Genomic DNA, 23,675 nt, shown 5'->3' with positions numbered 1-23,675 from the left:
GGGAATTACTCCCACTTTTTTTATTGGATTAAGGTTAACTTATCGTTTGATGAATTTTTCCATAATACGCCCTTGATTCGTTTCCATTACCAGAATATAGATTCCAGCTGTTAAATGAGAAACATTCAATTTATTTTGATGAACTGTATTTACATTAAATTGTTCTTTACCAGCCAAATCCAAAATCTTAATCGATTTGATTTCTGCATTTGTGTCAATGTTCAAAACATCTATTACTGGATTCGGATAAATTTTAGCAAAAGCATCAGCAAATTCGTCAGGAATTGCATAAGAACTATTTGTTCCACTACCAATTACAATCGTGTAATCTTCCACTTCGCCATATGAGAATGTTTCACAAGCAGTTGGAATTGCGTTGTATTTCATCGAAACCCTCATTCTAGTTGTACCATTTAAAGCTGAAGTCGGTACTGTGAAGCTTCCAGAAACAGATGTTGCATTGGTTGCTGATCTTGAATATACGCGTTCATTGGATTCAAAAGTTCCATTTTGGTTGTAGTCAATCCATACAGCGTAACCTTCATTGTAGCGAGTACCTGTCCAACCTGGAGTAATGGTGATAGTATAACTTGTACCTTTCGTTAAATTGGTGGTCAAATGAGTGAAATTTCCATATCCACCATTTGCACCAGAAGTATTATTGATGGTATTCAGTTGAACTCTGTTGATGAATTCATCTGCCACACTATTTCCTTTGGAAGTACAATAGTTTGCACTAGGCGGTGCTGGAGTTGTTACGGTAACTGTATTACTATTTGCTGATTGATTTCCTGCCGCATCTTTTGCTTTCACAAAGAAGCTATAAGTTGAAGAAGCTATTAATCCCGTAATGTTTGCCGAAGTTGATGTAACAGTTCCAATCATGGTATTATTGCTGTAAACATCGTATCCAGTTACTCCTACATTATCGGTTGAAGCATTCCAACTCAATGTCAAAGAAGTAGATGTAACATTACTTGCTGCAAGATTTAATGGTGCAGAAGGCGCCTGTGTATCTGCAACTGATCCCCCAATTACAACAGTATAATCTTCCACTTCTCCATATGAGAATGTTTCACATGCCGTTGGGATTCCATTGTATTTCATGGAAACTCTCATTCTAGTAGCTCCTTCTGTAGCTGAAGTAGGTACAGTAAAGGTTCCGCTCGCAGGTGATGCTGTTGATGCAGCTCTTGAATACACCAACTCATTGGAGTCAAATGTTCCGTTATTATTGTAATCAATCCAAACTGCAAATCCTTCTGAATACGTACTACCTGTCCAGGTTGGCGTAATGGTAATGGTATAAGCTTGATTTTTGGTCAAGTTTGTGCTGATATTGGTAAAATTAGAATATCCAGAAGCTCCTGAAGCATTGTTAATGGTATTCAATTGAACTCTACTTATGTATTCATCTGAGAAATCATTTCCTTGAGAAGTACAATAATTCATTTGAACTTCTGTCGTAGTGAAATTAATTGGAGAAGAATAAGCAGAATTACTTCCTGAAGGACATTTGCTTCGAACTTGAACATTATAACTAGTATTGGCAGCCAATCCAGATAAATTGTGTGTATTTCCAGAAACAGCTACTGTTGTCCAAGTAGACGCGCTTGCTAATTTGTATTGCAAATCGTAAGTAGCACCTGCAACTGCTGACCAAGAAACGGTTGCAGCATTAGCAGTTACATTGGAAGTTGCCAATTGAGTTGGAACAGTTGCAGTACATTCTACCGGAGCCGCAGAAATACCTGTAACAATCAAGGAGTAGTTTTGAGATCCATTGGTTAAGGTACCTTTATGCGTAATGGTGATTGTGTATGTTCCAGAAGCGCCTGCTACATCCACTCGTTCAAATGGATCGCGGATGTTGTCTCCTTTTCCGTTGGTAGTTACACCAGTTAATCTCCAAGGCATATGAGTCGTAGATCCTTGTGTAACTCGGATGTCCAAATCGTTTACCAAACGAGGTGTTGTATTGTTCAAAGCAGTCGTAGTTGTTCCCGCTGGGTCTGTCCAAGAAATGGAAGCCATCAAAGGCGAAGTTCCATTGCTGTTTACTTGTAAAGTCACCGTTTGTCCTGGGCTTAATGTGGATTCTTGGATGATAGAAGTACTGCCATTTCCTGTAATGGTTTCTGCAGCTCTTTTAGCATTCAACAATCCCCATCCAAAAACAGCATCTGGTCCTGTGGTTCCAGAATCATCAGCTGTATGTAGTGCTAAACCTTTTATGGTTGCCGCTCTATACAAATTTCCGGTGGTGTTTCTTGCATGTTCTTGAAGCAATAGCAAGGATCCAGCAACGTTTGGTGAAGCCATGGATGTTCCAGTAATTGATGCATATGCATTGTCAGCGTTTTGATAAGTCGAATAAACACCTACACCATTTCCGGCAATATCTGGTTTGATTCGATAATCATCTGTTGGTCCTTGACTACTTGAAGATGCAATCGAAACCGAAATTAAATTCCCATTGTTGTCGATATTAGCATCATTGGCATTGGCCACAACCAAATTATTTTTTGCAGTAGCATGACCTGTTAATTTATCGTATCCAGTCATTCCGTCCAATGGACTGTTGGTAATCGGATATTGGCCATCATTACCTGCCGCAACCACCATTAAATAATAAGGAGCATTGTACATAATTTGATCCCACGAACGCGAATCAGTAATATAAGCACCCGGATAATAAGATGGCAATGTCATTGCACCTGTATTAGGATTGATGGACTGATATCCATACGAGTGATTGGAAATAATCATACCGTTAGATGCAGCAGATGTAGCTTCCGAAACATCATTGTTCCACATATATCCGTTGACTTTTGCGTGCGGAGCCATCCCTTTTGCATTGGCTACAACTCCAGATGCCATAATGGTTCCTGTTACGTGTGCCGCATGAAAATTCAGCTTAGTTCCTCCTTCTGAAGCCGTATCCATTAAAGTTACACGATTGGTTCCTCCAGCACCATCATATTCTTGATGAGAAACACGAGCGTGTCCTCCATCCCAAACATGCGCGGTCATATTAGTTCCCATTAAATTCAATCCTAAACTTCCACCGGAATGAAGGTGATTGGTTCTAGTGGATCGAGCCGCTGCTATATTATAGGTTTGATAGTAGATTGGAGTCCCGTCTGATTCGATTCGTTGTATTTCAAATAAAGTTCCATCCTGTGTGCTGTACGATTTTGGAACATTCATTCGTACCACATAATTATCTACTTTCACTTGATTTTGAAGAAATCGATTTTCAAATTCTTGTTGTAAGAGATTTAAAGTTCCAACGTTGTTTTCAGCAACAATTCGTTGTTTTTCCTGAGTGGTTTGCGCGAAATTAATCGTGCAACCTAAAGACAGCGATGCAAAGATTGCTGACTTAAGAATGTAGTTTTTTCTCATGTGTTAATGTTAAAATTGCCCACATTAAAAGTAAACAAAATTTTAACAAACTCATAAGAAAACATGATTTATTTCATGTTATAGGGGCCTAAGCATGTCCATTAGACATTTTTAATTCTTAAATCATAGATGAAATCTTCAATTTTCAGAATCTTGAAATGAGCTTTATCAAAAAAGGGATTGATGAGATAATTAAATTCCATAGGGATGACCGTTGACGGAATCTTCAGAATGGGCGCACCATTTTTCAAATGTTTGGTTCCCAAATCTTTGGTTGAAAAGGGTGCTGGAACTTCTTTCCAATCTCCAGGAAGTTTTTTAAGTTTTATTTCTTTGATCAATCGATCGTCTATTTCGAACGTAATGATGCTCAAAGCTCTGGGAATAAATTCAATGTTTACATTCACCGAAAATTCCAATACTGCCAAGGCAATACTTTGAGAAGTATAAATACAAGGCGTATCGATATGGTTCCAGCGGCCACCAAATAATTTGGCTCCTGTACCATTCAAATCATCAGCATATTGCGTTTTGGAAATTCGATATACCAACATAGACTAGGAATAAACACCATAAGCGATACGACCAATAAGGTTGCGGACTTCTTCTCTCCCGTAAATATTGTCTATGATTTCAAGTGGAGCAACCCCACCCAAAGCTTGGTTGGACGTAGTCATCCATTTGTTGAATTTTTCCTGATTTTCAAAAACTTCATAACCAAATGAGTACAAATCTGCCAAAGCAATGATTTTTTCACTGATTTGGTCACTGAATTTTTCATTTCCTTTTTTGTTGATTAAAGTAGAACGCGTCACAGAAAGTGCTTCTGCTAAACTGTCATAATCCAATGAGGTAGATTTTTTAAATATTTCTAAATACTTTTTGGAAATACCTGATTTGACAATATGCATTTTTTGAATGGAAGTCATTTCTGCCAAAGGTACAGCGGCATTGCCTACAAAATACGTCGTAGGCATATCTTCAACGAATTGCTTAATGTCCTTGTTTTTGTAGGGTGTTGTCGCCATTTTTAGTATGATTTTAAACTTTTAATAGTTCAAATTTACACATTATTTTTGGGAGTTCAAACTATTTAACGTTTTAAAAATCAATTTTTCTCCATTTGGCCAAAGTTCTTTTGATCTAAAAAATAGAAAATAGCTTTTATGCGGGAGTATATCAAAATAGTTCGAACTGAATTTTCCTTCAGCATTCAACTTGACTTCCACAAATTTTTGCAAAGAATTGGACGATAAGTAAATTATATAACCACTTCCGTCTGCAGTATCAAATAAGGAGGTTTTAATAGGTGATTCTTTTAATTTCATTTCTTTTGGAGAAACAAAATAAAAGACATTTTCATAAGATTTAAATTCTGAATGAAGATAGATTTCGTCTTTTCGGTTTAGATGATCAGAGATATCCAATGTATGTACAATAGTGGATGAATTTCCGTCAACTTCGATTTCTTTTTCAATTTGATCTAAAATATTCCCATCAAAATCAGCCAATGTAATTTTCAATTTTCCAAATTGCTTAGACAAAGAATCATTGACGATGAACACATCTACCAAATTAACTTTTCGTTCAAATGAAACCAAAATTTCATTAAAACTTTCCTTCGCCTGATAATGCATTGCTTTCCAATTCCCTTTACAATCTATACTCGACCAAGAAACCGCGGGCCAAACGTCGTTCAATTGCCAATACAAACTTCCCATTGTATTGGGTTTGTTTCGTCTTTGGGCTTCAATCCCCTTCCCGATTCCGTATGCCTGAACCAATTGACTTACGTACGCATAATCCAACGGATCATTTGGAACAGGAAAATAACGCTCCATATAAGTTTGGATGGTTTCAAATCCGGAGCGGTGTTTTTGATGGTTTTTGAATTTAGAGGAACTAAAATCAATGGAATCTTTACCAAACATTTCGTGAATCAATTCAGTAGATGGAAAACCTTGAAACCCAAATTCACTCATAAAACGAGGTCGTTTGGTTTCTAAATTTTCAAACGGATGGCCATCGTGCCAAATCCACCAATCGTGGGCATCACCTTCCGAAACATAACGCGCATCGCCCCGACCAAATTTCGGAGAGGATTCCCAATACGGCGTTTGGGTGTATTCTTTTACTGTATTGGGTAAAATTTCATTGAATAATTTTTGGTAATCGCGCCAAATATCCTGTTTTTCTTTGTCCGATCGTCCATCTTGCCAACCCCAACGGTGCCAACCTTCATTGCTTTCATTATTTCCACACCATAGCGCGATGGACGTATGATTTCGCAAACGTTTGACATTGTCAATAGCTTCTTGTTGGACATTTTCGATGAATTCTTCATCGCCCGGATACATTGCGCAGGCAAACATAAAATCTTGCCAAACCAAAATGCCTAGTTCATCGCATTTTTCGTAGAAATAATTGTCTTCGTAAATTCCGCCGCCCCAAACCCGAAGCATATTCATATTGGCTGCTTTCGCATCGTTTAAGAGCTTGTCGTAATGGTCTTGTGTGACCCAATTTTGAAAACTATTTTGGGGAATATAATTCGCTCCTTTCATATAGACCGGAACACCATTTACATTGAAATAAAAACTCTCCCCGATTTCATCTTTTTCGGTTACGAGTTCAATGGTTCGAAGGCCTTTTCGAATGACTTGCTCATCTAATATAAATCCTTGTGAATCTCTAAGTTCAATTTTAATATCATACAAATAAGGTTGTCCAAGATTATGTGGCCACCAAAGTTTCGGATTTTTTATCTCAAATGGAGCAATAATCTTATTTCCAGACGTTCGACCAAAATATACAACCTCATTATTGACATAAATATGAATACTATGTAAATTATTTTTAGGATTAATTAATTCTATTTCGACTTCAAGATTTGCTTTTTCTTCGGTTAAATCCAATTGTTTAAGAAAAACATTATCATATCTTGCATCATTCCAAAACTCCAAATAAACATTACGCCAAATGCCCATTGTATTGTATTTTGGACCCCAATCCCAACCGTATTGAAATTGGGCTTTTCGGGTGAAAATTCGGTTGCCTTCGGGAAGTTTGTAGGGATTTTTCTGGGCTTTGATTTCTTCGATTGAATTCGGATTCGTGAATTCAATTCGTAGAGTATTTTTCTTTTTTAACCGTTTTTTCACATCTGATTTGTAGGTGCGAAAAGCATTTTGCGTATCCAGAATTAATTGGTTATTCAAATAGATTTTTGCATAAGTGTCCAACCCTTCAAAAACCAAATCGATGTTTTCATTGTTGAGTTGTTCTTTGGTTAATTCGAATTCTGTTTGATACGTCCAATTCTTTTCGGAAATCCATTGCAAATCTTTTTCATTATCGCCTTCGAACGGATGCGGAATGATTTGGTTGTCAAATAAATCGGTATGGATATTTCCCGGAACCGATGCAGATTTCCAATCTGATTTTTTGGATTCGGTAAATTTCCAATTTGAATGCAAATCCATTCGTTTCACTTGGGAATGAAGTAGAATAAATAGAAGGAATATGATTATAGAAAGGATTTTTTTCAATGCAAATTATTTATTCGAAAATAAAGATTTCTTTTTTAGGTTCCTATTGTTTTATAATTCCAAATTTAAACCACATAGGAACATAGATAGAGTGCATATTTTTTTAGTTTTTCATAGAAAACTTTCGTTTCATAGTAATTTAAACTTATTGTTCTTAAACATCTTAATTTCTTAATGTTTCAAAAACGCTGTCGTAATAGTTATTACGGAAAGGATTGCAAAAGTGCAAAGGATTGCAAAGCCCTTCGACTCCCGATAGCTATCGGGGCAGGGTGACTAGGAGATTCCTTCGCTCCACTTCGTTTTGCTCGGAATGAAAAACAAGAAAGAATTCATTTCTTTCCCCCAACCCTAAAGGGAGGAAATGAATTAATCATAAATCCTTATAAACTCTTTGCGAAACTTTGCGTATTCTTTGTGAAGCTTGGCGTAATAGTTCTTTAAACGTTAAGAATTTGAAAAGTTTGAGATTCCTTCACTCCACTTCGTTTTGCTCGGAAAGACAAACAAGAAAGAATTCATTTCTTTTCCCCAACCCTAAAGGGAGGAAATGAATTAAAAAAAACCTTGTCAAGGAAATCTCAACAAGGTTTATATTATAAGTTTTGAAATTCGTCAATCGAATTTCGTTTATCGTCAATCGAATTACATATTACGACGGTACTTCCCTCCTACGTTGAACAAGGAATTGGTGATTTCGCCTAAAGAATTTGACTTCACGGATTCCATGATTTGTTCAAATAAGTTTCCGTTGTTTAAAGCGACTTCGTTCAATTTTTGGATGCTTGTCGCAGAATGTTCGGCATTGGCTTTTTGGTAATTATGAACCGCTTCAATTTGGTATTCTTTTTCTTCTTCTGTTGAACGAATTACCTCATCTGGCGTTACAGTTGGCGAACCATCTGCTCCTAAGAACGTATTCACCCCAATGATAGGAAATTCGCCTGTATGTTTCAAATGTTCGTAATACATCGATTCATCTTGAATTTTTCCACGTTGGTACATTGTTTCCATCGCACCTAGAACGCCACCACGATCGGTCAATCGATCAAATTCAGCATACACGGCTTCTTCCACCAAATCGGTTAATTCTTCAATGATAAACGAACCTTGAATTGGGTTTTCATTTTTCGCTAACCCTAATTCTTTGTTGATGATCAACTGAATCGCCATTGCGCGACGAACTGATTCTTCGGTTGGGGTTGTAATTGCTTCGTCATAAGCGTTGGTATGTAATGAATTACAGTTATCGTAAATCGCATACAAAGCTTGCAACGTCGTTCGGATGTCGTTGAAGGCAATCTCTTGCGCGTGTAACGAACGACCCGAAGTTTGGATGTGGTATTTCAACATCTGTGAACGTTCGTTTCCGCCGTATTTGTTTTTCATTGCTTTCGCCCAAATTCTTCTTGCTACACGTCCGATTACTGCGTATTCTGGATCGATTCCGTTTGAAAAGAAGAACGATAAATTCGGAGCGAAATCATCGATGTGCATTCCTCTCGACAAATAATATTCCACATAGGTAAATCCATTTGCAAGGGTAAATGCTAACTGTGAAATTGGGTTTGCGCCCGCTTCTGCAATGTGATACCCTGAAATGGAAACCGAATAGAAATTACGTACTTTTTTATCGATGAAATATTGTTGAACGTCCCCCATCAAACGAAGCGCAAATTCAGTCGAGAAAATACATGTATTTTGTGCTTGATCTTCTTTTAAAATATCGGCTTGAACGGTTCCACGAACGGTTGACAAAGTTCTTGCTTTGATTTCGTTGTAAACATCAGCCGGCAAAATTTCATCACCTGTTAATCCTAACAACATCAACCCTAAGCCATTGTTTCCTTCTGGTAATTCACCGTTGTATGAAGGTCTTGGTAAACCTTTGTCGTCGAATTTTTCTTTTAAACGCGCTTCCACTTTCTCTTCTAAACCATTTTCTTTGATGTAGATTTCGCATTGCTGGTCAATGGCTGCGTTCATAAAGAAACCTAACAACATCGGAGCTGGACCATTGATGGTCATCGAAACTGAAGTCGATGGCGCACATAAATCAAAACCTGAATATAATTTTTTGGCATCGTCTAAGGTTGCTATCGAAACACCAGCATTTCCAATTTTTCCGTAGATATCAGGACGAACTGCCGGATCCTGACCATACAAAGTCACACTATCAAATGCCGTAGACAAACGTGCTGCAGGCATTCCCAAACTTACATAGTGGAAACGACGATTGGTACGTTCTGGCCCTCCTTCACCCGCAAACATACGCGTTGGATCTTCGCCAGTACGTTTGAACGGATAAATTCCGGATGTATATGGGAATTCTCCTGGAACGTTTTCTTTCAAACTCCATTTCAAAATGTCGCCCCAAGCCGTATATTTTGGTAAGGCAACTTTTGGAATTTGAAGGTGTGATAAAGATTCCGAATGCGTAGCGATTTTGATTTCTTTGTCGCGAACTTTGAACGAATAAAATTCGTCGGAATATTGTTTTTTCTTTTCGTCCCAAGTCAGAACGATGTTTCTATTTTCAGGCGTTAAACGCTCTAATTTTTCAGATTTAACTTGCTCTAAATTAGATTTTAAAGAATCATCATTTAGTATGGAACTTGAAACGTCTAATGCGTAAGCTTCTTGTGCCAATTTTGCTTGTTCCTCTGCCCATTGATCGTAGGTTTGGTTGTTTTCTACGATTTCAGATAAGTAACGATTTCGTTTTGGAGGAATGATGGCTTGGGTTTGTTCTTTTGCCACTGGACCAAATTCCAAAGAAGATTCAAATTTACCAGAAGCGATTTCGTTTAGACGATTGACCAAAGCTTTGTACAATGAATTGGTTCCTGCATCATTGAATTGAGATGCACGTGTCGGATAAACCGGCATTTGGTCTGGCATCACGTCGAAACGCTCGTGATTGCGTTGGTATTGTTTTTTTACATCACGTAAGGCATCTTCTGCTCCTTTTTTGTCGAATTTGTTGATCGCTACGATTTCCGCATAGTCCAACATATCGATTTTCTCTAACTGAGAAGCAGCACCGTATTCGGGCGTCATTACGTACAATGGAAGATCTGCGTATTCCAATACTTCTGCACCTGATTGACCGATACCAGAAGTTTCCAAAATGATCAAATCAAATTTTGCCGCTTTCAAAACATCTAATGCAGGCGCAATGTGTTTGGAAATCGAAGAATTCTCTTGACGCGTCGCCATCGAACGCATATAAACACGTGGATTGTTGATGGAATTCATACGAATTCTATCGCCTAACAAAGCTCCACCAGTTTTACGTTTCGTTGGATCGACTGAAATGATTCCGATGGTTTTATCAGGGAAATCCAACAAATAACGACGAACTAATTCGTCCACCAAAGAAGATTTTCCTGCTCCACCCGTTCCGGTCATTCCTAAAACGGGAATGTTATTTTGTTTTGCTTTCTCCTGAATATGGTTGAAAGCGTCTTGATGTGTATCTAAATTGTTTTCGAATGCTGAAATAACTTGCGCCAAGGAATGAATGTTTTTGTCTTCCAAAGAAGCAATCATCTCATTCGTCAATTTGTCACCCGTTGGAAAATCTGATTTCATGACCAAATCATTGATCATCCCTTGTAAACCTAATTCACGTCCGTCGTCGGGTGAATAGATACGGCAGATTCCGTAGTCCATCAAATCTTTGATTTCGGTTGGAAGGATTACTCCTCCGCCTCCGCCGAAGATTTTGATGTGACCTGCGCCTTTTTCTTGCAGCAAGTCGTACATATATTTAAAATATTCGTTGTGTCCACCTTGGTAGGAAGTCATCGCGATGGCTTGTGCATCTTCTTGAATGGCAGTGTTGACTACTTCTTCAACGCTTCTGTCGTGTCCTAAGTGGATTACCTCGACACCTGTACGTTGGATCATACGACGCATGATGTTGATGGCTGCGTCGTGGCCGTCAAAAAGTGAAGCGGCTGTTACAACACGAATGGCATTTTTGGGTTTGTATATGTCTTTCTTGATATCGAAATCTTGTGTGGTTTGTGTCTCTTGCATTGTATTAATCTTGATTCTGCCAAAAATACGGATTTATTTAGAATTTTGATTTCTGAATTCTGATTGTTGAATTTAGATTTCTGATTGTTGATTTTGGATTGATGAATTGAAAGATTTAAGTGATTGAACTTCCTTTTCCCCTAGCCTTACTTCGATCCTCCTACGGCGGACAGGCGAGCTCAGCATAAAAAAGGGTGAGGAAGTTCTAAAGGATAAATTGAAAGTTGTAATGTAGTCGGGCGTAAAGGTTTGAAACATTAAGAAATGAAGATTATTAAGGTAATAAAGACTATACATATATTATATCTTAAAATTTAATTATCTTCCCTTAATGTTTAAAAACCTCCTTTTTATGGCTTCATTTTTTTCGATGTTTGGGATAGGGAAATCACAAGACTTTCAGGTGGGACAGGTTTGGTCGTATGAAAGTCGTGCGCAATAACCTGAGTCGACACTTCAGATTTTAAAAATTGATTCGATTTCCGCTACTGAAAGATACATTCATATCGCTGTAAAAGATTTAAAAATTGCGAAATCGGTCGATGGTGAATTTGCTGAAACCATTGGACATCTACCTATGGCGGAAAGTTCTTTACGAAATTCTGTTTTGAAATTGGTTTCGATTAAGGAGCCTCTCCCCGATTTTGAGGAAGGATATGCAATCTGGCTAGAGGCTTTTGATGCGGGTAAAGCTGGGGCTTTTGAGGTTTCGGTTGCTGAAGCTGTGCAGTTTGTGGAAGATGCTTATAAGCAAAATGGGCTTTGAATTTAATTGAATGATTTATCTATGGGCTTAGATTCGGTGGAATTGTTGATGGCGATTGAAAAGGGGTTTGGGGTTGATATTCCGGATAAGGTTGCTGCTACAATTTATACGATTCAAGATATGACGCAGGCTGTTGCTGATTTGAAAGGGGTTGGTGTAGAGGAATCTAAACGAGATAAGGAGTTGAAAATGGAAATTATGGCTAATCTTCAGTCTGTTTTTCCGACGGCAATGATTTCTCCGACTGATAAGATTTCTACGTATCTACACAAAGATTCTACGGAACAATGGAAGCGGTTGCGGGAAGCATCGGTTTATACAATTGAAACGCCTTATTTCGGGGATTCGAATTGGCAAAGGGTTTCGCTTTCATATGTTTTCAGCAAACCTTTGTATAAATGGAAGGATTTGTTGGTTTCGGATTTTATTAATGGTGTTTTGGTGGCGAATTTTTTGGAAATAGTTGATTTTGAAAATTCTAATTCGCTTTATGAGATTTATTTGGGTGTGGCGGGAATTACGGTAGACAGGATTGGAGCGGATGTTTATGAGGTTACGCCTGAGAAGTCTTTTGTGAAGGATTTGAGGATTGATTGAGGAGGTTTTAGGATAGATTTTTGATTCTTGATTCTTGATTCTTGATTTCTGATATGAAACATTAAGGAGTTAAGGTTTTTAAAGGAATTAAGTTTTAGCGTCTTAATGATTACTGTTATTTAGGTAGAAATTAAAAAGCCTCTCTTTCGAAAGGCTTTGTTTATTATTTGTTTTGATTTTCTTCTTCGTTCCAGAATTCGGCGTTTTTGATGCCCAATTCAGTTGGATTGAAATCTGGGTCTTTTCCTTGTTTCTTTTGTGCGCGGTAATCTCTTAATGCTTTTAGTGCGGGTTTGTGTAAGATTAGGATTGCTATTAAGTTTAACCAAGCCATGCTCCCTACTCCAATATCACCCAAAGTCCAAGCAACATCTGCTGTTTTGACAGCTCCATAGTAGGTGGAAGCTAAAACCATCAAGGCAATTACCCATTTTCCGTATTTGAAATACTGGTTTTTCTTGTCCAAATAGGCGAAATTTGTTTCGGCCATGTAATAATAGGCAATGATCGTCGTAAAGGCAAAACAAAACAAAGCAATGGCTACAAAAGCACTACCCATTGCAGGGAAATGATGTGCAATCGCGTATTGTGTAAAGGCCGTATAATTGACTCCCGGAATATGGGTGATAAGTGCTTCTGAATCTGCTGGCGTAACGTTGTATTGGCCAGTAATCAAAATTATAAAAGCCGTCGCGGTACAAACCAAAAGGGTGTCGACATAGATTGAAAATGCTTGAACCAAACCTTGTTTCGCAGGATGCGTTACGGCTGCTGCAGCTGCGGCATGTGGAGCAGTTCCTTGTCCGGCTTCGTTGGAATAAATTCCTCTTTTTACTCCCCAAGCGATGGCTGCTCCGATGATTCCGCCGAAGGCTTCTTCCATTCCAAATGCTGAACGAATGATCAATGAAAACATTTCGGGAACTTGGCCTATGTTCATTCCAATGATGATCAGCGCCAATAAAATGTATCCGCCACTCATGATGGGAATGATGATTTCGGAGAATTTGGAAATCCGTTTAATTCCTCCCGAAATGATCAATAAAGTTAAAACAACTAACGCGATTGCGGTATAATGAGTCGGGATTTCAAAGGCAGTTCTCATTCCACTCGAAATACTATTACTTTGTACGCCTGGTAATAATAATCCAGTGGAAACAATGGTAACCAATGCAAATAACATGGCGTACCACTTCACGCCCATTCCTTTTTCTATATAGTAAGCGGGTCCTCCTCGGTATTCGCTATCTTTCTTTTCTTTGTAAATCTGCCCAAGCGTGGCTTCAATATAAGCTGTCGCCGAACCCAAAATGGCAATTACCCACATCCAAAAAACGGCTCCAGGACCACCCATGGCAATGGCGGTTGCTACACCCACGATGTTCCCTGTTCCAATACGTCCGCAAAGTGCTACCGAAAATGCTTGGAAAGAAGAAACGCCAGAATCATTGGTTGCTTTGGCAAACAATAATCGAAGCATGTCTCTGAAGTTGGTGATTTGTAAAAATTTGGTTGCAATGGAAAAATAAATTCCTGCGCCAATACAAAGAATAATCAAGGCTTCGCTCCAAACGATTCCATTGATTTTGTTAATAAAGTCTGTCATGTGTTTTGCTTTTGGCTTTTTGAGCCGATTTCAAAAATACATAAAAAATTAGTTTGAGGAATTTTCGCCGAATATAATTGTCCAATTTAAATTTAAACCAGAAGATTTCCCACTACGGATTTATTCCCGTAAATTTGCGCCCTGAATTTCAAGTGAATTATGCGTACAAAATCGACAGGGAGAAAGAAAATCAATTTGATCACATTGGGTTGTTCTAAAAACGTTTACGACTCAGAAGTATTGATGAGCCAATTAAAAGCAAACGGAAAAGACGTGAGTCATGAAGCCGATCACGGCGATATCATCGTTATCAATACCTGTGGTTTTATTGACAATGCAAAAGAAGAAAGTGTCAATACGATTTTGGAATATGTCGATTTGAAAGATCAAGGAAAGGTTGAGAAGGTTTTTGTAACCGGATGTCTTTCTGAACGTTACAAACCCGATTTACAGCGTGAGATTCCCGATGTGGATCAATATTTTGGAACGCGTGAATTGCCCTTGTTGTTGAAAGCTTTGGGCGCAGATTATAAGCACGAATTGGTTGGGGAACGTTTGACGACTACCCCAAGACATTATGCTTATTTGAAAATTTCTGAAGGTTGTGACAGACCTTGTTCGTTTTGTGCGATTCCTTTGATGCGCGGTGGACACGTTTCGACTCCGATAGAAACTTTGGTAAAAGAAGCGCAAAATCTAGCAAAAGGTGGAACAAAAGAATTGATTTTAATCGCCCAAGATTTGACCTATTACGGATTGGATATTTACAAAAAACGTGCGCTTGCGGATTTATTGAAAGAATTGGTCAAAGTTGACGGAATTCAATGGATCAGATTGCATTATGCATTCCCAAGCGGATTCCCAGAAGATGTTTTGGACGTAATCCGTGAAGAACCTAAAGTTTGTAATTACATCGATATTCCTTTACAGCATATTTCTACCGATATTTTAAAATCGATGCGTCGCGGAACTACCTTTGAAAAAACGAATGCTTTGTTGGATGCTTTCCGTACGAAAGTTCCAGGTATGGCGATTCGTACAACCTTGATTGTAGGATATCCAGGAGAAACAGAAGCGCATTTCGAAGAGATGAAGCAATGGATCAAAGACCAACGTTTTGATCGAATGGGATGTTTTGCTTATTCACACGAAGAAAATACACACGCATTTAATTTAGTGGACGATGTTCCAGAAGAAGTAAAACAAGCGCGTGTTGAAGAATTGATGGAAATTCAAACGCAAATTTCTTGGGAACTTAACCAAGAAAAAATTGGCAAAGAATACAAAGTTTTGATTGATCGCAAAGAAGGAAATTATTTCATTGGTCGTACAGAATTTGATTCGCCCGATGTGGACAATGAAGTGTTGATTTCTGCTGAGGAAGTTTATTTGTCTCCAGGAGAATTTGTCAATGTTGTCATTGAACGTGCGGAGGAATTTGATTTGTACGGAAAACTTGTCTAACGTAAATTGTAGTTTGATACTGTATACTTGAAGATATACAATATACATTTTACATTCATACATTATACTTTTAAAAAATTGAATTCAAAATATTATGCAGCCGCCATTATAGCATTCACCATTTGGGGGTTGTTTAGTTTGGCGTTGAAACCTTTGAGTGCGTATTCGTCAGTCGATATTTTGGTATATCGGATGAGTTTTGCGTCGATTTTTATTTTGTTGTTCAGTTTTGTTATTCAATGGAAACAAACCCAAAAGAACATTCAAGGTTTTAAAGGATTTTCTCGAAAGGAACGATCCAATATCATTTGGGTAAACGTTGCTAGTGCAGCTTTGCTTGCTTTGAATTGGTTTTTGTTTATATATGTAATGAACAATGTCAGTGTCAATGCGACTTCTCTCGCCTATTTGATTTGTCCGATTCTTACCACAGTTTTAGCCTTTTTCGTCTTAAAGGAAAAATTAAGCAAGGTTCAAAAAACCGCTATTTTATTAAGTGGAATTAGTTGTTTGATTTTATCGATTGGTCATTTCCTCGATTTGCTTTACAGTATGATCATTGCGCTTTCTTATGCGATTTATTTGATTTTACAGAAGAGAAACAACCAGTTGGACAAATTGTTTACGTTAACGGGGCAAATTGTATTGGGTTCTATCCTACTTTCGCCCTTATTTTTCATGAATACCGATACAGGCGTTGAAAAAGGAAGTTTGTTCTATGGATTGGTTGTATTGATTGCCATTGTATTTACGATCATTCCGATGTATTTGAATGTATTTTCCTTGAAGAAATTGAATTCTTCTGTTGTAGGCGTTTTCATCAACATCAATCCGATTTTAAGTTTTTTATTGGCTGTATTTTACTTTCAAGAAAAGGTAAATTTAGCCCAAGGATTTGCGTATTTCTTGATTTTCTTTTCGGTTTTACTATTCAATTGGGATGTTATCAAATCAAAGATAGGCAAACAAAAAGCCTGATGAATTTCTCCATCAGGCCGGATTGCATCTATTTATTTGATAACCTAACCTAAACCTTAATTAACTGCAATCTTGATTTTTGTATTCTTTGCTTCTTTGATTTTTGGTAAAGAAACTCGTAAGATTCCATCCACATAATTGGCTTTCATATTGTCTGTGTCAATCATATTTTTTGGAAGTGAAAAGTTTCGTTGAAATTTTGTGAAATTGAATTCTTTGCGTGTGAAGTTTTCTTGTACGGTTTCATTTTCTTGCTTTTTATCCACACTCAATTTCAATAAATCTTCTTCTACCTCGATTGAAAAGTCTTCTTTTTGTAAACCTGGAGCTGCTAATTCAATTTCAAATTCATCTTCTTTGTCTTTGATATTTACTGCTGGCATAACCCAAAAGTTTTTCAATTCCTTTTTAAAGTTCTGCGTATCGTTCAACATGTTTTCAATTAATCCTCCAAATAAATCTTGGCTTCTTCTTATGGGTGTTCTCATTTTTTTTTAAATTTTAATTTGTTTGAAAAGTAAATTTCAATTTGTATTCCAATGAAATTTATCAGTCATTTTGGCTGATTTTATCGAATTTCGATTAAAAATAGGTGTCAAATTGACGTATTTAGTATGGTTTGAGGAAATGTTTTGATTTTAAAATTTATTGTGTACCTTTAGGAAACAAATCCTTAATAGAAAATAACTATGAAAAAATCTCTATTGTTTACCTCTATGTTAGTGGCTGGAATTACAGTAAATGCACAAGATATTTATGCTGCAACAGGATTAACAAAAGGAAAAATCGAATTCAATGATTTCCGAACATTGGATGCCAACAACTTGAACTCTTCCAACATTTTGCTTTCCAAAGCAGATAAATTAACGATAGAAAATGCTGAAACCAACGCAACCAAAGCGTGTAGCTGCGGAAAATACATTGCGGCTATGACGGTTTCAAATACGGGTGAATTGGTGTATATGCCGATGAACAATAATCGTGTTGCTTTGGTAGATGCTGCTTCAAAACAAGGAAGTATTGTGGAAATTGCTTCGGCAAATGTGGTGAACACAGACCAAGGAAGTTATTATGCAAGAATGACTACGGCTTCCGATGGATTTATGTATGCCTTGAACAACAATGGAACGGAATTATTGAAAATCTCTTCCAATGGAACTGTTCAAAATTTGGGTTCTATTCCTTCGATTGCTGAATTTGCGAAAGCTTCTGGCATTGCAACTTCTGTTTATGGAGGTGATATGATTGCAGATGCCTTTGGAAATATTTATGCGCTTTCTGCAGCGGGACATGTGTTCAAAATCAATCCCAACAAAATGGTTTCTGACTATTTAGGGCAAATCAAAGGTTTACCGGAAAAATATACTGTAAATGGAGCGGCTGTAATGGCTGACGGAAAAGTTTTGATTGGAACAACGGCTAATTTCGGTTTCTATACATTGGACTTCGAAACCTTGAAAGCAACCTTCCGTTCAGATTATGCAGTTCCTGTCTATGATTTAGCAAGTAAGCATTTCTTACGTCAAGCGGAATTAGATGGAATGGCAAATTCGAATTATAGTTTGTATCCAACAATTGTAAAAAACAGCGAATTGAACATTGTGGCAAAAACCAATGATTTAAGCAATTTGAATGTTGTCGTTTATAACTTAAACAACAAACAAGTGTATGCCAATACGTTGAATGTACGTTCGGTTGGCGAATACAAAGTAAACTTAAGTGGATCTTTACAACCAGGAATTTATATTTTGAAAGCGACGAACCAAGCAGGTGTAGAAGTCATCAATACGAAATTTACCTTGGTGAGATAATAAACTTCTATTTTAATAGATAGCTCAATCAACAAAAACGGACAATGCATTCTGTGAGGTAGATTGAGCTATTTCTTTTTCTGAAACTTGGTAAATTTCTGCCAATCGATTCACCACATTGACCATATAAGAAGATTCATTTCGTTTTCCTCTGTAAGGAACGGGAGCCAAATAAGGAGAATCGGTTTCCAATACAATATGTTCCAAAGGAATTTCATGCAAGAATTGATCAATTTTCCCATTTTTAAAGGTTGCTACTCCTCCAATTCCCAATTTTAAATTGAATCCAATTGCTCGTTCTGCATCCTCTTTTGTTCCGGTGAAACAATGGAAAATTCCGTATAGTTTTTCGTCTTTTTCTTCTTCCAAAATCTCGAAGATTTCTTCGAAACTATCGCGTCCATGAATCACAATTGGTAAACCTTTTTCCTTTGCCCAATTGATTTGTTGTTTAAATGCAATTTGTTGTTGTGGCAAAGTCGTTTTGTCCCAATACAAATCAATGCCAATTTCGCCTACCGCAGAAAAGGAACGTTTGTCTAACCATTCTTTGACATGCGCCAATTCTTCTTCAAAAGTTTCGGGTTTAACATAGGTTGGATGCAAACCCATCATCAAATGCATATTGTTGGGATAGTTTGCTTCCAAATCCAACATTCTTTCGGTATAAGAAGAATCAATTGCAGGAATGTAAAAATGCTCAATTCCAGCATCAAAAGCACGTTGAATCATGGCGTCTCTGTCCTCGTCAAATTCTTCTGAATACAAATGGGTATGCGTATCAATTAGCATTGGTCATCAATTTTCTTACTAATAATTTTTCCATCATGAAACTGTCTTTCGGGAATTTATCCTCAACCGTTTCAATGTGTTTTTGGGTTTTGTATAAAAATTCCTTGTAGGCCGTTGTGTTGGTATTCATCGGTCTATGCGCCAAGGAAAGTTGAATTTTTTTGGCAATGGCGATTTTCTCTTGGGTCGATTTTTCAAAATAGGTATCGGAAAATTTCTCCCAAATGTATTGGATCGCAGTTTCGTTGGGATGAATCAAATCTTCTTTGTAAAAACGATAATCCCTTAAATCATCCATCATCAATTCAAATGCTGGGAAATAATCCACATTTTCATATTGCATCGCGACATCGCATAGATTGGAAATCAATCTCGATTTGCTGATGTTGTTTTCTACCATTCCATCTTTTGTATGACGAACAGGACTGATGGTCGTAATAATCTGCGCATTGGGATTGATATCAAAAATCAAATTGAAACAATTCTTAATAGATGATTTGATTTGGGTATCGGTTAACAGATATTTTTGAAAATTCGGATTGGGGACTTTATGGCAATTCGCCACAAATAAACCTAATTCTTTCAATTTATACACCCAAGAAGTTCCAAACGTCAAGATGAAACAATCTGCATTTTGCAAGAAATTATTGGCCATCTCCAACTCATTGTTGATTTTTTCCAAAGTCGCTTTCAAGGTTGTTTGGCTAAAGGAAGTATGATGGTCCCAACTGAAATACAATTCTTTGTATTTAAAAATTTCGTCTTGAGTATAATAGGTCAAAGAATGCATTCTTGCCAAAGCATTTTCCATAGCAAGCGGATGAAACAAAGTTCCAAATGGGTTCAATAACACTTGAAACTTGGATTCTTCCATCTTCTCGCCTATGTTGTCGACAAAGCAAGAACCGATTCCCAAAATTTTATGGGAATGAGAAATTTTTCTGTCAGACTCGGGTATCTGTAATTCGGTTCTGAATTGCATTAGATTTGTCTATCAATCAAAGAAGCAGCTAAAGCTTTTAAGGAATTTTTCTTTTCTTCTGAAACATTGATTTTGTTCAAGAAACTCATGGCTTTATCAGTGTATTCTCCAATTAAATTCATGACTTCATGATCAATTTTGGAAGCTTTATAGATGCGTTCTACTGCATATACCTTGTCAATGTTATCGGTTTTCATACCATACCAAAACTTCAATTCATCGGCATCTGATTTTTCTGCCAATTCCAAAGCTTTGATGTATAAAATGGTCTTTTTATTTTCGATGATGTCTCCAGCATGTATTTTTCCAAAATCTTTTTGTCCGAACACATCTAAATAATCATCTTTTAATTGGAAAGCAATCCCTAAATGCAATCCGAAATCGTATAAATTTTGGCAGTCTTCAACATTTCCACCAGCAATCATTCCACCAATTTGCAAGGAAGCACCCATCATCACACCGGTTTTCAAAGAAATCATTTTGATGTATTCATCATAACTAACTTCTTTCTGAGTTTCGAAATTCATGTCGTATTGTTGTCCTTCACAAAGTTCAACTGCTGTTTTGGAGAACAATTGGGTTACCGCTTTGAATTTTTCTGCAGGAAGATCTTCAAACATTCTATAGGCTTGAATCAACATAGCATCTCCAGACAAAATTCCAGTGTTGATGTTGTATTTTAAATGAACGGTTTGCATACCTCTTCTCAAAGGAGCTTCGTCCATAATATCATCATGCATCAAAGAGAAATTATGGAAAAACTCGATGGCTAAAGCGGGTTTGATTACATCTTCCACGTTTCCATCAAAAATATACGATCCCAACATCACAATCACTGGGCGCAAACGCTTTCCACCGATGCTTAAAATATAATCACAAGGTTCATATAATTCTTTTGGTTCAGCGTTGTTAAACTGATAATTTTCTAGCGCTTTGCTTACTATTTCCTGATATTCTTCGATTACATTCATGATTTCTATTTCTTGTGGGGCAAAGATACATCAAGCAGCTAAGTTCCAAAAATGAAAGATTCCTTTTTTCTTATCTAGAAAGCGTTTTAGTTTTTCGGTTTCCAATTTTGAAAACTTATATTTGTCTTTATATGAATTTTAAAAACAAGTAAATGAAACGCAGTTTAGTTGCACTTGCCATTTTTCTAGTCCACAGTTTCGGATTCTCACAAGAAAATCTCGAGTACCAAAAGCCACCAAAAGAAATTTTAGAATTATTTGATTTTGAGCGCACTCCATCTGTTTTGATGGATTCTGACAAGAAAATCATGTTATTATCCTATCGAAATACCTATAAATCACTTGATGATTTGAATCAAGAGGAAATGCGTTTGGGAGGAATTCGAATCAATCCCGATCATAATATTTCGAGTACGATTACCTACATCAATAATTTAAAAATTCGAAAAGTTTCGGAATCTTCCGAAAAACAAGTTTCGGGATTGCCAACCAATCCTAGAATTGCGAATTTAACTTGGTCACCCGATGAAACCAAAATTGCTTTTACGCATACAGGAGAAAAAGGATTGGAATTATACCTTGTAGACATTGCGACTGTTAGTGCAAAGAAAATTTCAACTCAACCCTTAAATGCCAATTTAGGAAATCCAATCACTTGGTTTAGAGATAGTCAAAATTTATTGATTAGAAACGTTGCACCAGGAAGAAATTTAATCGACACGAAAAAATATTTGCCAACGGGCCCAATTGTTTCGGTTTCAGATGGAAGCGTTTCGCAAAATAGAACCTATCAAGATTTATTGAAGAATAAAACAGACGAGCATAATTTCGAACAAATTGTTTCGACTGAAATTTACAAAGTCAACATCAATGGTTCGGTAAACAAATTCAAAGATGCCAATCTTTATAGAAGCATTTCTTTTTCTCCAGACGGGAATTTGATTTTGATTTCAACCATTCAAAGACCTTATTCCTACTTGGTTCCAATGAGCCGTTTCCCAATGGAAACTTCGGTTTATGATATCAATGGAAATTTGGTAAAACAAGTAAACCAATTGGACTTGGCCGAAATTATGCCAAAAGGATTTATGGCGGTTCGCAAAGGAAAACGTGCCATGTTCTGGAGAGACGATTTGCCAGCTACTTTGGTGTATGTAGAAGCTTTGGACAACGGTGATCCTGCAGAAAAGGTTTCGCATAGAGATGCGGTCTATTCTTGGGACGCTCCTTTTACTGCTGAGCCAAAATTATTATTGAAAACGGAACAACGCTATTCGGGAATCGAATGGGGAAATCAACAAACAGCTATAGTCTATGACAATTGGTATGATACAAGAAACTTACGAACTTTCCTTTTCAATCCATCCAATCCATCTGCTGGATTAAAACTGATCAATGACCGAAATTATCAAGATATTTATAGCGATCCAGGTGTATTTGAAACAAGAAAAAATGAATTCGGAAAATATGTTTTGGCAATTGACAATCAGTCTACCTACTTGATTGGTGAAGGTCATACGCCCAAGGGACAATTTCCTTTTATCGATCAATTGGATTTGAATACTTTGAAAACGAAAAGACTGTATCAATCTTCTTATTCCAATAAAAAAGAAGACATCATTACGATTGTGGATGCAAAGAAAGGAACGGCTTTGGTTCGAATAGAATCCGCTACGGAATATCCGAATTTCTACTTCCGAAACATCAAGAAAAAAGAAAGTTTGACGCAATTGACACATTTCAAAAATCCGTTTGAAAGCATCAAAGGAGTTCACAAAGAAGTGGTAAAATACCAACGAAAAGATGGAGTTGAATTATCTGGAACCCTTTATTTGCCGGCAAACTATAACAAAAAAGACAAATTACCTTTGTTGATTTGGGCTTATCCGGCAGAATACAAAGACAAAAATAGCGCAGGACAATCTGCTCATAACCCCAACGAATTTACCTTCCCTTATTATGGAAGTTTCGTGTATTGGGTAACGCGTGGTTACGCTGTTTTGGATGATGCAGCTTTCCCGATTATTGGTGAAGGTGAAACCGAACCCAATGACAATTTCGTAGAGCAATTGGTTTGGAATGCGGAAGCTGCCATCGATGCAATTGATAAAATGGGCTACATCGACCGTAAGCGCGTAGGTGTTGGTGGACATTCTTATGGTGCTTTTATGACAGCGAATTTGTTGACGTATTCCGATTTATTTGCGGTTGGAATTGCACGAAGTGGTGCTTACAACCGTTCCTTAACGCCATTTGGATTTCAAACAGAACAACGAAATTTCTGGGAAGCAAAAGATGTGTATACCAAAATGTCTCCTTTTATGAATGCCGATAAAATGAAAACGCCGATGTTGTTGACACATGGTGAAGCAGATAACAATCCTGGCACATTTACCTTACAAACCGAACGTTATTTTCAAGCATTAAAAGGATTGGGAGCGCCGGTTCGAATGGTTATTTTGCCAAAAGAAAGTCATAGTTATGTGGCCAAAGAGAATTTGATGCACCTTTTGTGGGAACAAGATCAATTCTTAGAAAAATATTTGAAACCCTCTGAAGGGAAATAAAAGAAAAAGCTCCGAATTTACTCGGAGCTTTTCTTTTTTATGCTAATGTCTCGTCCTGAAATAATGATACAAAAAAAAAGAATCATTATGAAAGAAGAGACAAATTATCAAAAGCGTACCCAACGCGATTACACCATGACA

General features: G+C 37.2%; 16 protein-coding genes. 6 read left to right on the top strand and 10 right to left on the bottom strand.

The features are described 5' to 3' along the window. Window positions 1-39: 39 nt before the first annotated feature. The 5 genes from ABID46_RS07905 to ABID46_RS07885 form a co-directional block, all read right to left on the bottom strand. The gene (locus tag ABID46_RS07905; RefSeq protein WP_354508819.1) at window positions 40-3,408 is read right to left on the bottom strand and encodes a GEVED domain-containing protein; all 3,369 of its coding nucleotides are present in this window, start codon (window positions 3,406-3,408) and stop codon (window positions 40-42) included. Between the two features lie 101 nt (window positions 3,409-3,509). Beyond that, window positions 3,510-3,962, bottom strand: coding sequence for an RES family NAD+ phosphorylase (locus ABID46_RS07900; protein ID WP_354508817.1), 453 nt, complete (start codon window positions 3,960-3,962; stop codon window positions 3,510-3,512). 3 nt (window positions 3,963-3,965) lie between these two features. Further along, the gene (locus ABID46_RS07895) at window positions 3,966-4,436 is read right to left on the bottom strand and encodes an Xre family toxin-antitoxin system antitoxin (protein ID WP_354508815.1); all 471 of its coding nucleotides are present in this window, start codon (window positions 4,434-4,436) and stop codon (window positions 3,966-3,968) included. 42 nt (window positions 4,437-4,478) lie between these two features. After that, entirely contained in the window at window positions 4,479-6,890 is a 2,412-nt protein-coding gene (locus ABID46_RS07890; protein ID WP_354508813.1) for a beta-mannosidase, read from the bottom strand. A gap of 711 nt (window positions 6,891-7,601) precedes the next feature. Continuing rightward, window positions 7,602-11,000 (bottom strand): methylmalonyl-CoA mutase family protein, encoded by a 3,399-nt coding sequence (locus tag ABID46_RS07885; protein ID WP_354508811.1) that lies wholly within the window; start codon window positions 10,998-11,000, stop codon window positions 7,602-7,604. 577 nt (window positions 11,001-11,577) lie between these two features. On the opposite strand from ABID46_RS07885, the gene ABID46_RS07880 reads away from it, so the two are divergent. Beyond that, a complete protein-coding gene (locus ABID46_RS07880) occupies window positions 11,578-11,766 on the top strand; it encodes a hypothetical protein (protein ID WP_354508809.1) in 189 nt (62 codons plus the stop codon). A 21-nt stretch (window positions 11,767-11,787) separates the two neighbouring features. Beyond that, entirely contained in the window at window positions 11,788-12,363 is a 576-nt protein-coding gene (locus ABID46_RS07875; protein WP_354508807.1) for an acyl carrier protein, read from the top strand. 163 nt (window positions 12,364-12,526) lie between these two features. Here ABID46_RS07875 and ABID46_RS07870 read toward each other — a convergent pair whose 3' ends face one another. After that, a complete protein-coding gene (locus ABID46_RS07870) occupies window positions 12,527-13,969 on the bottom strand; it encodes an alanine/glycine:cation symporter family protein (protein ID WP_354508805.1) in 1,443 nt (480 codons plus the stop codon). A gap of 159 nt (window positions 13,970-14,128) precedes the next feature. Between ABID46_RS07870 and rimO the strand changes: the two genes are divergently transcribed. After that, a complete protein-coding gene (gene rimO / locus ABID46_RS07865; RefSeq protein ID WP_354508803.1) occupies window positions 14,129-15,433 on the top strand; it encodes a 30S ribosomal protein S12 methylthiotransferase RimO in 1,305 nt (434 codons plus the stop codon). 78 nt (window positions 15,434-15,511) lie between these two features. Continuing rightward, entirely contained in the window at window positions 15,512-16,411 is a 900-nt protein-coding gene (locus tag ABID46_RS07860; RefSeq protein WP_354508801.1) for an EamA family transporter, read from the top strand. 56 nt (window positions 16,412-16,467) lie between these two features. Here the strand turns inward: ABID46_RS07860 and ABID46_RS07855 are convergent, their stop codons facing one another. Further along, entirely contained in the window at window positions 16,468-16,899 is a 432-nt protein-coding gene (locus ABID46_RS07855) for an Hsp20/alpha crystallin family protein (RefSeq protein ID WP_354508799.1), read from the bottom strand. Between the two features lie 201 nt (window positions 16,900-17,100). Between ABID46_RS07855 and ABID46_RS07850 the strand changes: the two genes are divergently transcribed. Beyond that, window positions 17,101-18,222, top strand: coding sequence for a T9SS type A sorting domain-containing protein (locus ABID46_RS07850; protein ID WP_354508796.1), 1,122 nt, complete (start codon window positions 17,101-17,103; stop codon window positions 18,220-18,222). A gap of 24 nt (window positions 18,223-18,246) precedes the next feature. Here the strand turns inward: ABID46_RS07850 and ABID46_RS07845 are convergent, their stop codons facing one another. Genes ABID46_RS07845 through ABID46_RS07835 form a run of 3 tightly spaced genes read right to left on the bottom strand, consistent with a single transcriptional unit; the run spans window position 18,247 to window position 20,967 of the window. Next, complete coding sequence (locus ABID46_RS07845; protein WP_354508794.1) at window positions 18,247-19,014, bottom strand: TatD family hydrolase; 768 nt, start codon at window positions 19,012-19,014, stop codon at window positions 18,247-18,249. Then, window positions 19,004-19,996: a GSCFA domain-containing protein gene (locus ABID46_RS07840; RefSeq protein ID WP_354508792.1), complete on the bottom strand. Its 993-nt coding sequence runs from the start codon at window positions 19,994-19,996 to the stop codon at window positions 19,004-19,006. The genes ABID46_RS07845 and ABID46_RS07840 overlap by 11 nt, the downstream gene beginning before the upstream one ends. After that, window positions 19,996-20,967 (bottom strand): polyprenyl synthetase family protein, encoded by a 972-nt coding sequence (locus ABID46_RS07835; protein WP_354508790.1) that lies wholly within the window; start codon window positions 20,965-20,967, stop codon window positions 19,996-19,998. Before ABID46_RS07835 ends, ABID46_RS07840 begins: the two co-directional genes overlap by 1 nt. A gap of 152 nt (window positions 20,968-21,119) precedes the next feature. On the opposite strand from ABID46_RS07835, the gene ABID46_RS07830 reads away from it, so the two are divergent. Further along, a complete protein-coding gene (locus ABID46_RS07830) occupies window positions 21,120-23,534 on the top strand; it encodes an alpha/beta hydrolase family protein (RefSeq protein ID WP_354508788.1) in 2,415 nt (804 codons plus the stop codon). Window positions 23,535-23,675 lie beyond the last annotated feature (141 nt).

Origin of the sequence: Moheibacter stercoris, from assembly GCF_040545805.1 — a bacterium.
GTDB classification, from domain to species: Bacteria; Bacteroidota; Bacteroidia; order Flavobacteriales; family Weeksellaceae; genus Moheibacter; species Moheibacter stercoris.
This window is presented reverse-complemented; position numbering and strand designations above follow the sequence as displayed.